Below are 11,674 nucleotides of genomic sequence, written 5' to 3'. Positions count from 1 at the left end.
ACTCGGAAATTATATCAAAAAATTTAGAGGAAAAACAGCAATATATTAACGAAACACATAAAGAAAGGCTGACGATTTTAGGGCAAATGTCAGCTAGTTTTGTCCATGAATTTCGTAATCCACTTACATCAATAATGGGATTTGTCAAATTATTAAAGGCAGATCATCCTAGTTTATCGTATTTAGATATTATTTCGCATGAATTAGACCAATTAAATTTTCGTATTTCACAATTTTTACTCGTATCGAAAAAAGAAATGTGGAATGAATCAGAACGATTTTGGCTTAATGATTTGTTTCAAGATATCATACAGTTCTTATATCCGAGTTTGGTCAATGCAAATGTTTCAATTGAAAAGAATTTGCCGTATCCCATTCCGCTTACTGGTTATCGGAGTGAAGTGAGACAAGTATTTTTAAATATATTAATGAACTCAATTGACGCTCTTGAATCAATGAAAGAAGAACGGAAAATTATCATTGATGTATTTGAAGAAGATCAATCGATTCGAATTGTGATAAAAAATAATGGGCCAATGATTCCAGCTGAAAATGTAGAAACGATTTTTGAACCGTTTGTAACTACTAAAAAGTTAGGAACTGGTATTGGATTATTTGTGTGTAAACAAATTGTAGAAAAGCATAATGGGTCCATCATGTGCCGTTCAGATAACGAATGGACAGAATTTCAAATTGTATTTCAAAAATAAACAGTCTACACCAAATGAATGGTGTAGACTGCTTTAATTTGTAAGGATAACGGCTTCTAATTTAGGATCTTTCGTTGAATAACCTAAAATTGAAATGGTATAAATGATGTTCGGTTCGACTTTGAAATTCGGTATAGTTAGCAAGACACTTGCATTATCTGCGAGTAAAACTTCAATATCTGCTGTACCAGGGCTAACTTCTAAAAAATCTGTTATTTGTTTAAAGAGAACATTTTCAAATAAATGATCTCCACCTTTTAAATCTACATTTACAACAGGGGTATCTGGAGAAAAATGTGCAAAACGTATTTTTGCTTGACCAGTTGGTAAATGTGTATTATCAAGCATAGGTTGTAATTGTAGATGATTGTCACTATTTATTGCGGCAAAAGTATAAGTATGATTCCCCATTATTGGTACTAAAGCTGAAAAAATGGGAGTTTCATTTCCGACAGGGACAATATCTATACGGTATTTACCTTGCACTAATGTTAAATAGGGACTAAATTGTTTAAAAGAAATGTTTTTAATAACTTTTTGCCCGTTTACTAAAATGTCAACCGTAGGTGTATTGGAAGCAGAGTGAAAAAAACGTATGTGTGACGGTAAAGCAGCTTCTTGTGAATCTCTTTTTTCATAAGCCTGTACAAGTTTCGTAAGCGCATCGTAGTATTTCATATATAGTTCTACATATTTTTTTGGATTATGAAATTGATAGTAACGTGCGAGCTGTTCGTAACGTGCAGCTTCTTGTCCATATTTTTCGATTTCAGATTGAGACATGAACATTCCTCCTTTGTCATCATTAAAACTATATGCATAGCAAGAAAGAGGTTATGCGAAAAAATTGTTTTTTAAAAGAGGAAAGTTGCAAGTGAATAAAAAGTAATGCTTATGGAGAAGTGTCGTTTAGGCGAACGAGCGTTATATATTTCTAGAGGAAACAGCAATTGATCATCCTTATTGGGTGATGATGTAACGATTACAATGTGTATTTCGAAATAAAAAAACTTAAGAACGTATCAATTGACATATCGAAAACATGTCTCAAAATCCTTAGAAAACTAGGGATTTTTTTAATTATGGGCAAATACACATACAAAGTGATAATTGTCCTACATAAATTATAAAGGAAAGGTAGTTTGAAAATGTGGAAAGGAATGAAATCTTGGGATAGGGATATCCCGAAAGGAATTGTGAATGGAGTTATGGATGAGTTTGTGCTTTAGGTTGTAGGATGAATATTAAATTTGTAACATTATTTTTTCTATTTACGTTAGCAAGTGACGGTATTAACCAATAAAAGAGCGTCGTGCCGAACTGATTAATGTGGTTAATCGGTTCTTTTTTTATTGTATAAAATAAAGGAGAATGTATGTGGAATATTGGTTTCTATAAAAATAATTGCTATGCATTTAGTAGGATTAATTGTCGAGATTTGTTTGAAAATATGCGATATAAAGTAGGAGAACAGGAAGGAGTTTAAAGGGAGTTTCGTCGAAGTTTACACAATGTCGGCGTTTGAGGGAAGCTGGCATTATGTTAGAAAAATATTTAGTGAAGCGTTAATTTTATATAAAGGAGGGTTATTTGAGCGTATAGATAAGGGGGAGTCTTCGTTTTAAGTTCTGAATTTTCTGTTTTTAAAATAATATTTAGCACTCATTTGTATATTTTATAATAGTTTTTTGATAAAATCACTGCTTTCGCAGAGGGTTCTTTTTTATGAAAGAAACGTCAATTTTCTTCATATATATATACAAATTGGAGAAATGGGGGAGCGCTATGCGCGATTACTTAATTAAACCACTTGTTGGTCAGCCGTATCCAATGATTTCACATGGAAAAGGTGTTTATTTGTATGATCAGAACGGTAATAAATATTTTGATGGTTCGTCAGGAGCAATTACGGCAGGTATTGGGCATGGTGTACAGGAGATTGCAGATGTTATTAAAAAGCAAGCAGAGGAGATTGCTTTCGTTTATAGATCACAGTTTACGAGTGAGCCAGCTGAAAAATTGGCGAAGAAGTTAAGTGATTTAAGTGTAGGGGATTTGAACTGGAGCTTTTTTGTGAATAGTGGTACAGAAGCAAATGAAACAGCTATGAAAATCGCAATTCAGCATTTTCAAGAGCGAGGTATTCAAGGTAAACACAAAATTATGTCACGATGGATGAGCTATCACGGTATTACGATGGGAGCTTTATCAATGTCTGGACATCCTTTGCGCAGACAACGTTTCGTGTCAATTTTAGAAGATTATCCAACTATTCCGGCTCCATATTGTTTTAGATGTCCAGTGCAAAAGGTATATCCAACTTGTCAACTTGCTTGTGCGACTGAACTAGAAAGATCAATTGAAAGAATTGGAGCAGAACATATTGCAGCTTTTATCGCTGAACCGATTATCGGAGCAGCTGGAGGCGCAGTTGTTCCGCCGAAAGAATATTATAAAGTTATTAAAGATATTTGTAGTCATTATGATATTTTATTTATTGCAGATGAAGTAATGACTGGGCTAGGTCGTACTGGTGCTTGGTTTGCAATGGAGCATTGGGGTGTAGAACCAGATATTATGACACTTGGTAAAGGTTTAGGAGCTGGATATACACCAATGGCAGCGACGGTTGTAAGTGACCGTGTAATGGAGCCGATTTTACGAGGATCACGTTCTGTTATGAGTGGGCATACGTTAAGTGCAAATCCATTATCTGCAGCAACAGCTCTAGCTGTTATTGAATATATGGAGAAACATAATCTACCTGAGAAAACAGCAGAAAAAGGAGAGTATTTAATAAAAGGATTACAGAAAGTTCAGCAACAATCAACAATCATTGCTGATGTGCGCGGAAAAGGATTGCTGATTGGAGTAGAATTGCAACCGTTTACAAAAGCGTCTGAACTTATTTCGGTTGCAGCTAAAAATGGACTTCTTTTATACCAAGCTGTTTCAGGGCAAGCAGGAAAAGAAGATAGTGCACTGCTTGTAGCACCGCCAATGACAACTACATATTCCGAGTTAGATGAATTACTTTCAATTTTTGCAAAAAGTGTAGAAGAAATGATGCAAAAAGGAGGGCATAGTATCGCATGACAACTATTACAAATACATTCGGTAAATTAAAAGAGATAGATGAAGTAATTTCTTTGTTCCACGATGATATGACATTAATGTTTGGGGGATTTGGGGGGATTGGATCCCCTCCATCTTTAATACAGGCGATTTTAGAAAAAGGAGTTACTAATTTAAATTTAATAGGGAATGACACGGGATTTCCCGATGTAGGAATCGGTCGTCTCGTTACGAATGAAAGAGTAAAATCATTAATTACTTCTCATATTGGTTCAAATCCAAATGCAGGAAGACAGTTAAACGAAGGAAGGTTACAAATCGAGTTTTCTCCCCAAGGAACTTTAGCAGAGCGTATTCGCGCTGGTGGTGTAGGGCTTGGTGGCGTATTAGTTGATGTAGGTGTTGATACAATTGTAGAAGAAGGAAAACGTACTGTTGAAATGAATGGTAAGACATATTTAGTTGAAACAGCATTAACTGCTGAGGTTGCGATTGTATATGCGAAAAAAGCGGATCCATTTGGTAATCTTGTATTTGATAAAAGCGCTCGTAATATGAATCCTCACGTAGCAATGGCAGGGGATATAACGATTGTAGAAGCAGAAGAAATCGTTCCACTTGGAAGTTTAGATCCAGAAGAAATTGTTGTTCCAGGAGTATTTGTAAATTATATCGTACCGTCGGAAGGAGTGAATTGGAAATGGGTATGGGCGTAGAAGTGAGAGATAAGATTGCTAGGCGCGCGGCGAAAGAAATACAAAATGGTATGATTGTAAATTTAGGTATCGGTATACCGTCGCTCGTACCGAATCATCTTCCTGACGATATAAACGTTATGTTTCATGCGGAAAATGGAATTGTAGGTATGGGACCTACGCCAAGCAAAGGGAATGAAGACGAAAACTTATGTAACGCAGCAGGTTTACCGACTTCTCTTATTACTGGAGCGAGTTATTTTGATAGTTGCACAGCGTTTGGGATGATTCGAAAAGGTTTACTAGATATTACGATTCTCGGTTCATTACAAGTGAGTAAGAATGGTGATTTAGCGAACTGGATTGTTCCAGGAAAACGCGTTCCAGGTATTGGGGGAGCGATGGATTTGGCACAAAAAGCGAAGCGGGTCGTTGTTGTAATGAATCATGTCGATAAATACGGAAATGCAAAGATTGTTTCGGAGTGTACATTACCGTTAACTTCAAAGAAATGTGTAGATTTAATTATTACAGATATGGCAGTTATGGAAGTGACGCAGGGTGGACTCATTTTACAAGAATTAATGAGTCCATACACAGTGGAAGATATAAAACAACATACAAAAGCTGATTTTGAAATTGGCTCTAACTTACTAGTAATTGAATGAGGGGAGATGTAATATATGGAGCAATTAAAAAAACAAATTTGTGATTACATTGAAAGTCATGAAGAGGAAAGCGTAAAATTTTTAAAACGATTAATTCAAGAAAAGAGCGTATCTGGTGATGAAAGTGGTGCGCAGGCCATTGTAATTGAAAAATTACGTGAGTTAGGTTTAGAACTTGATATTTGGGAACCTTCATTTTCTAAAATGAAAGATCATCCATATTTTGTATCACCGCGTACAAGTTTTTCAGATAGCCCGAACATTGTAGCAACTTTAAAAGGAAGCGGCGACGGGAAATCTATGATATTAAATGGGCATATTGATGTTGTACCAGAAGGAGATGTGAATCAGTGGGACCATCATCCTTATAGTGGTGAGAAAATAGGAAATCGTATATATGGCCGTGGGACAACGGATATGAAAGGCGGCAATGTCGCACTTATGCTTGCGATGGAAGCGATTATTGAATCTCGTATTGAATTAAAAGGAGATATTTATTTTCAAAGTGTAATAGAAGAAGAAAGCGGCGGGGCAGGAACATTAGCGACTATATTACGAGGATATAAAGCGGATGGTGTTATTATTCCAGAACCAACAAATATGAAGTTTTTCCCGAAACAACAGGGGTCTATGTGGTTTCGTCTACATGTGAAAGGAAAAGCAGCACACGGTGGAACACGTTATGAAGGGGTAAGTGCAATTGAAAAAAGTATGTTTGTTGTAGACCATTTGAGAAAGCTAGAACAGAAGAGAAATGACCGAATTACAGACCCATTATTTAAAGGAATCCCGATTCCAATTCCAATTAATATTGGGAAAATTGAAGGCGGGAGCTGGCCAAGTTCTGTTCCTGATTCGTTAATTTTAGAAGGAAGATGCGGTATTGCGCCGAATGAGACTATAGAGGCGGCAAAAGAAGAGTTTGAGAATTGGATCGCTGAATTAAATGATGTGGACAATTGGTTTGTTGAAAATCCTGTAGAAGTAGAATGGTTTGGTGCGAGATGGGTTCCTGGTGAATTAGAAGAAAATCATGAGTTAATTACAACTCTCGGTCATAACTTTGTTGAAATTGAAGGGAACACACCAATTATTGAAGCATCTCCGTGGGGGACTGATGGAGGTTTATTTACACAAATCGCAGGTGTACCAACGATAGTATTTGGCCCAGGAGAAACGAAAGTAGCACATTATCCAAACGAATATATAGAAGTTGATAAAATGATAGCTGCCGCGAAAATTATTGCATGTACATTACTAGATTGGTGTGAGGTGAAAAAATGAAATACTATGAATCTTTTAGAGAGCAGACGAACGGCTATACAGTAGAAGGAGTTTTGGACTATTTTAATAAACGTATTCGAGTAGACCACTACACAGGAAATGTTGAGAGGATTATCCAAACAATTGATGAATTAGCAGAGAAACATTCTTTCACTAAATGTATTGTCAAAGGAAAGGGAGAGCATGTTTCAACATGGCTCTCTTTCGGTTTTTTATTGGAAGCAACAATACCACATTATTTCGAAGGTCACGATGCATACTTTTTCGTGAAATTTAATAATGATGAAAGACGAAATAGTATACATTGGGCTGAGGAGGATACCATCCTAAGCGGTGTAAAAGCAAAAGAAGTAAAGGAAAAAATAGTCCCAGAGAAATTTTTATTAAGAAAAGCGACAGAAGAGGATGCAGAAGAATTAGCAACTGTATTTGGGAAAGTATTTGAAGTGTATCCGACTCCTTTAAACGAAGCGAGTTATGTAAAACAAACGATGAAAGAAGACGATACAATATACTATGTGTATGAATTCGAGGGGAAAATAATTAGTACAGCATCTGCAGAAATGAATATAAAAGAAGGAAATGCAGAATTAACGAATTGTGCTACTTTGCCCGAATATCGTAAACATGGGTTTATGAAAAGCTTATTAATTCAGTTAGAAGAAGAACTACAAGAAAGATCGATTTTCTGCTCTTATACAATTGCTCGATCGCTTTCTTTCGGAATGAATGCGGCTTTTCATCAGTTAGGTTATACGTATTCAGGGCGACTGGCGAACAATTGCTACATTTTTGATAAGTTGGAAGATATGAATATATGGGTGAAAGATTTGTCTAAATAGAACGGAATCGTCATGCTTATAATCGCACATAGGTATGCCGAAAATTCAGCACGATATTTGCTGAATTTTCGGCAAGAGGGGGGATGACATTGCTAGCAGTTTCGACACAAGAAGTCATTGAAGCGATTTTGGGCAGTATTGATGAGGCTATACACGCAGTAGATGAAAATGGTATTACAATTTTCTATAATACTGTAGCTGCAAAACACGATGGATCAAAAATTGAAAAAGTGTTAGGTAAACATTTGTTAGAAGCGTTCCCTTCTTTATCTAGGGAAACAAGTACATTGATGAAAGTGTTAGATACAAAAAAACCAATCGTTCATCAAGTACAGCATTATCAAAATTTAAATGGAGAAGACATTTGTACAGTAAATACGACGTTACCTATTTTTATAGATGGAAATATTGCTGGAGCTGTTGAAATTGCAAAAGATTATTCCACAGTACAAAAGCTTACGGATACAATAGTTGATTTGCAGTCGAAAATAAAGCGGTCATCTAGAAAAAAAGCGATCAAAAAGCATGTTGCATTTGAGACGATCGTGACAAATGATGCTCGGTTTAAACAGACGAAAGAATTAGCACAAAAAGTAGCCCCAACTGATGCGAATGTTTTAATATATGGGGAAACAGGAACGGGGAAAGAGTTATTTGTACAAGCGATTCATGAAGCTTCTAAACGGAAGAACAAGCCGTTTATTGCACAAAACTGTGCAGCTTTGCCAGAGTCTCTATTAGAAAGTTTATTGTTTGGAACAACGAAAGGTAGCTATACTGGGGCAATTGAACGAGCGGGATTATTTGAACTTGTAGATGGAGGGACATTGTTTTTAGATGAACTGAATTCAATGCCGCTCGATTTACAAGCGAAAATGCTACGTGTATTAGAAGATGGTGTTATTCGTCGTATTGGTGATAATAAGACGAGAAAAGTAGATGTTCGCGTAATTACCGCAATGAATCAGCCGCCAGAAATATGTTTAAAAGAGAATAAAATTCGCACTGATTTATACTATCGATTAAATGTCTTTTCATTATATATTCCGCCGCTCCGTGAAAGAACTGAGGATGTATTATTATTAGCGTCTTATTTTTTGAAAGAATATAATAAAAGTTATAAAAAAGGTGTACTTCAAATGGATAAGGAAGCGGAAGAAAGATTACAAGCTTACCAATGGCCTGGAAATGTTCGGGAACTAAAACATACAATTGAACATGCTGTCATAATTGCAGAAGGGAATACGTTAACAGCCAATTGTTTGCCACGTACATTTCGGAAAGAGAATCTTCCGAAGAAGAAGAGTATATTGCCACTTAGAGAAGCACTTCATCAAACGGAAAAAGAATTAATAGATCAAGCGTTAAATGAAACGGAAGGGAATATATTACAAGCTGCAAAAATGTTAGGTATCCCTCGTCAGACGCTTCAATATAAACTGAGTAAGTACGACAAAACCGCCGAATAATTGGCGGTTTTTGTGTGTTTGCACTAATGAAAGAGTGTTTACATATATAAAAAGTAATGAATATGATAGTATGTATGGATTTCATACAGTGCTTAAAAATATTTTTTCGCTTGTGTAATAGCGTTCTCCGTACATTTACTAATCAATAATCTAAAGTTGGCATAACTATTGCTTATATAAAGGATGAGCGTATAAAAAGGGGGAATAGCAATGTTACATGATGTATACAAACCAAATCGTCACTGGAAGGATATCGAGTTGTGGAAGGATGTTACTGAAGAACAATGGAATGATTGGGTTTGGCAATTAACGAATACGATCAAAACTTTGGATGATTTAAAGAAAGTGATTAATTTAACACCTGAAGAAGAAGAAGGCGTTAAAATTTCAACAAAAACGATCCCGTTAAATATTACACCGTACTATGCTTGGTTAATGAATCCTGATGATCCACGCTGTCCGATTCGGATGCAATCTGTACCGATTTCGGAAGAGTTATATAAAACAAAATATGATTTAGAAGATCCGCTTCATGAAGATGAAGATTCACCAGTTCCAGGGCTAACACATCGTTATCCTGACCGCGTATTATTCTTAGTAACGAATCAATGTTCTATGTATTGTCGTTACTGTACACGCCGTCGTTTTAGTGGACAAATTGGAATGGGTGTGCCAAAGAAACAATTAGATGATGCAATTGGTTACATTCGTGATACACCACAAGTACGAGATGTATTAATCTCTGGTGGTGACGGACTTCTTATTAACGATAAAATTTTAGAATATGTATTAAAAAATTTACGAGAGATTCCGCATGTCGAGATTATTCGTATCGGAACGAGAGCGCCGGTAGTATTCCCGCAGCGTATTACAGAAAACTTATGTAACATTATTAAAAAATACCATCCAGTATGGTTAAATACACATTTCAATACTTCTATTGAAATTACTGAAGAGTCGAAAAAGGCATGTGAAATGCTAGCGAATGCTGGTGTTCCAGTCGGAAACCAAGCAGTAATTTTAGCTGGTATTAACGACAGCGTGCCAATTATGAAGAAACTTATGCATGACTTAGTAAAAATCCGTGTACGTCCATACTACATTTATCAATGTGATTTATCTGAAGGTATTGGTCACTTCCGTGCACCAGTATCTAAAGGTCTTGAAATTATTGAAGGTTTACGTGGACATACGTCTGGTTATGCAGTACCAACATTCGTTGTTGATGCACCAGGAGGAGGCGGTAAGATTGCGCTTCAGCCAAACTATTTAATCTCACAAAGTGCAGATAAAGTTGTACTTCGTAACTTTGAAGGTGTTATTACAACGTATCCAGAGCCAGAAAGCTACATTCCTGGAAGAGCAGAAGGGTACTTTAAAGAAATCTATCCGAACTACGAAGAAAAACGTTCAGATGTTGGTATCGCGGGCCTTATGAGTGATAAGAAATTTAACCTCGTTCCAGACGACTTACAGCGTATGAGCCGTCGTAAAGACTATGAAGATAATGAAACGCATGCATCATTAAAAGATAAACGTGATAAGCGCGACCAATTAAAAGATAAAAAATATCAAGCACAAATGGCTAAATTAGAAGAAAACGACAAAAAAACTGAGGGTGATGCAGTATGAATTGTATGTGGTGTGACAGTACAGAAGCGAAAGAAAGCTTGAATACTGTATATTGGGAATTACCAGATGGTACGAAAGCCATTGAAATCCAAGAGACACCATGTATTTCTTGTTCCTCATGTGGTATGGACTATCAAGCAGATCAAACAGTGAAAGAAATAGAAGACCAATTGTTTCTAATTTATACGAAAGATTTACCAAAACAACTAACGTATGAAGAATTAATGGGAAGACCACGTCTATTAAAAAGAAATTATTTCGACTTTTAACCAGCTTTTATGCTGGTTTTTTTCTATTTTGCCTTGTATAATGTATCCAAGTTAGAAAGGTAGGGAATATTTTTGAAAAAGACATTTTACCACTATATGATGAAGCATCGTGCAGCTTTATTTAGTAATGAAATATCGAATTTAGCAGAGGCAATGTATGATGATTTAAGTTTTCCGAAGCAATCTGAAGACTATGATGAAATTAGTTCATACTTAGAATTAAGTGGAATGCTAGAAAGTATGTCTATATTTGATGAAGCTTGGGATTTATACATACAAGAGAGATAAAAACTATATGGAATTTCTGAAGAGAAGCTAGTCTATTTGCTAGCTTTTTTTACGTTGTAAATAAATTTTCATATGGTGATATTTTTTATTGAAAAAATTTATGAATATACGCTTCTGTGATAAGCGTTTTTATGTAGGTTGCATATACTGTTATCAAAATCACGACGTCAAAAAAAGGAGAGATATAGATGGCAAGGAAAAAGCAACCTAAATATAACGTAGGGGACATAGTCGTGATTACGCTATATGGAACCGTTGGTAAAATCACAAATATGAAGGTTTTAGATGGAGTTTACGTATACGAAGTCAATAATCACGATGGTTTTTACGTTGAGCAAACGTTACAGCACGTTTCAGAGCAAGATATGAAAAAAGGTGAAACTGAATGGATTGAATTAAATTATAATTTCACATTCGGTGATCTCGTGCAAGTAACAGGATACGATAAAGATGTGTTTCGAATTGTTGGTTTTCGTACAGAAGTATGGAGATATAAAAATGACGCATGGGAAGATACAATATACGAATTGTCACGAATTACGGATGGTGAATGGTTAGAAGCGGATGAGTCAGATTTAACGTTACTTGCCAATGCTCAAACGGCAAATGCTATTTTGAAGAAAATGAAACAAGATAAAGCTGGCATGAATAAATTAGATTTAGGAAAATTAAAGTCAATTAACAACTCAAAAAAAGTGAGTGTTAAGACAAATCGTCAAGAAATCATTGATGGATTACTTGA

11 protein-coding genes and 1 pseudogene are annotated in these 11,674 nt (G+C 35.7%); 11 read left to right on the top strand and 1 reads right to left on the bottom strand.

The features are described from left to right. Window positions 1-710: pseudogene (locus tag KI369_RS21150) on the top strand (BA2291 family sporulation histidine kinase); the annotation flags it as partial. A gap of 33 nt (window positions 711-743) precedes the next feature. Here KI369_RS21150 and KI369_RS21145 read toward each other — a convergent pair. Continuing rightward, window positions 744-1,493, bottom strand: coding sequence for a DUF4397 domain-containing protein (locus tag KI369_RS21145; RefSeq protein WP_212957273.1), 750 nt, complete (start codon window positions 1,491-1,493; stop codon window positions 744-746). Window positions 1,494-2,495: 1,002 nt separating this feature from the next. On the opposite strand from KI369_RS21145, the gene KI369_RS21140 reads away from it, so the two are divergent. From KI369_RS21140 to yodN, 10 genes are all read left to right on the top strand, one after another. Further along, window positions 2,496-3,806, top strand: coding sequence for an aspartate aminotransferase family protein (locus KI369_RS21140; RefSeq protein ID WP_001205901.1), 1,311 nt, complete (start codon window positions 2,496-2,498; stop codon window positions 3,804-3,806). Then, window positions 3,803-4,501 carry a CoA transferase subunit A gene (gene atoD / locus KI369_RS21135; protein WP_212957272.1) on the top strand — a complete coding sequence of 233 codons (699 nt, stop codon included), beginning with the start codon at window positions 3,803-3,805 and terminating at the stop codon, window positions 4,499-4,501. Before KI369_RS21140 ends, atoD begins: the two co-directional genes overlap by 4 nt. Beyond that, window positions 4,486-5,148, top strand: a complete 663-nt coding sequence (locus tag KI369_RS21130; RefSeq protein ID WP_212957271.1) for a CoA transferase subunit B — start codon at window positions 4,486-4,488, stop codon at window positions 5,146-5,148. The genes atoD and KI369_RS21130 overlap by 16 nt, the downstream gene beginning before the upstream one ends. A gap of 15 nt (window positions 5,149-5,163) precedes the next feature. Continuing rightward, window positions 5,164-6,432 carry a peptidase gene (locus KI369_RS21125; protein WP_212957270.1) on the top strand — a complete coding sequence of 423 codons (1,269 nt, stop codon included), beginning with the start codon at window positions 5,164-5,166 and terminating at the stop codon, window positions 6,430-6,432. Then, window positions 6,429-7,274 carry a putative beta-lysine N-acetyltransferase gene (gene ablB / locus KI369_RS21120; protein ID WP_212957269.1) on the top strand — a complete coding sequence of 282 codons (846 nt, stop codon included), beginning with the start codon at window positions 6,429-6,431 and terminating at the stop codon, window positions 7,272-7,274. The genes KI369_RS21125 and ablB overlap by 4 nt, the downstream gene beginning before the upstream one ends. 83 nt (window positions 7,275-7,357) lie before the next feature. Further along, window positions 7,358-8,743 (top strand): sigma-54 interaction domain-containing protein, encoded by a 1,386-nt coding sequence (rocR, locus tag KI369_RS21115; protein ID WP_212957268.1) that lies wholly within the window; start codon window positions 7,358-7,360, stop codon window positions 8,741-8,743. Between the two features lie 210 nt (window positions 8,744-8,953). Continuing rightward, a complete protein-coding gene (kamA, locus tag KI369_RS21110; RefSeq protein WP_212957267.1) occupies window positions 8,954-10,375 on the top strand; it encodes a lysine 2,3-aminomutase in 1,422 nt (473 codons plus the stop codon). Continuing rightward, window positions 10,372-10,644 carry a YokU family protein gene (locus tag KI369_RS21105; protein WP_000995761.1) on the top strand — a complete coding sequence of 91 codons (273 nt, stop codon included), beginning with the start codon at window positions 10,372-10,374 and terminating at the stop codon, window positions 10,642-10,644. The genes kamA and KI369_RS21105 overlap by 4 nt, the downstream gene beginning before the upstream one ends. Before the next feature lie 72 nt (window positions 10,645-10,716). Next, complete coding sequence (locus KI369_RS21100; protein WP_000750725.1) at window positions 10,717-10,932, top strand: YozE family protein; 216 nt, start codon at window positions 10,717-10,719, stop codon at window positions 10,930-10,932. Window positions 10,933-11,120: 188 nt separating this feature from the next. Then, a partial coding sequence (yodN, locus tag KI369_RS21095) for a germination protein YodN (protein ID WP_212957266.1) occupies window positions 11,121-11,674 on the top strand: 554 nt, incomplete at its 3' end.

It is taken from the genome of Bacillus sanguinis, from assembly GCF_018332475.1.
In the GTDB taxonomy this organism is placed as follows: domain Bacteria; phylum Bacillota; class Bacilli; order Bacillales; family Bacillaceae_G; genus Bacillus_A; species Bacillus_A sanguinis.
This window is presented reverse-complemented; position numbering and strand designations above follow the sequence as displayed.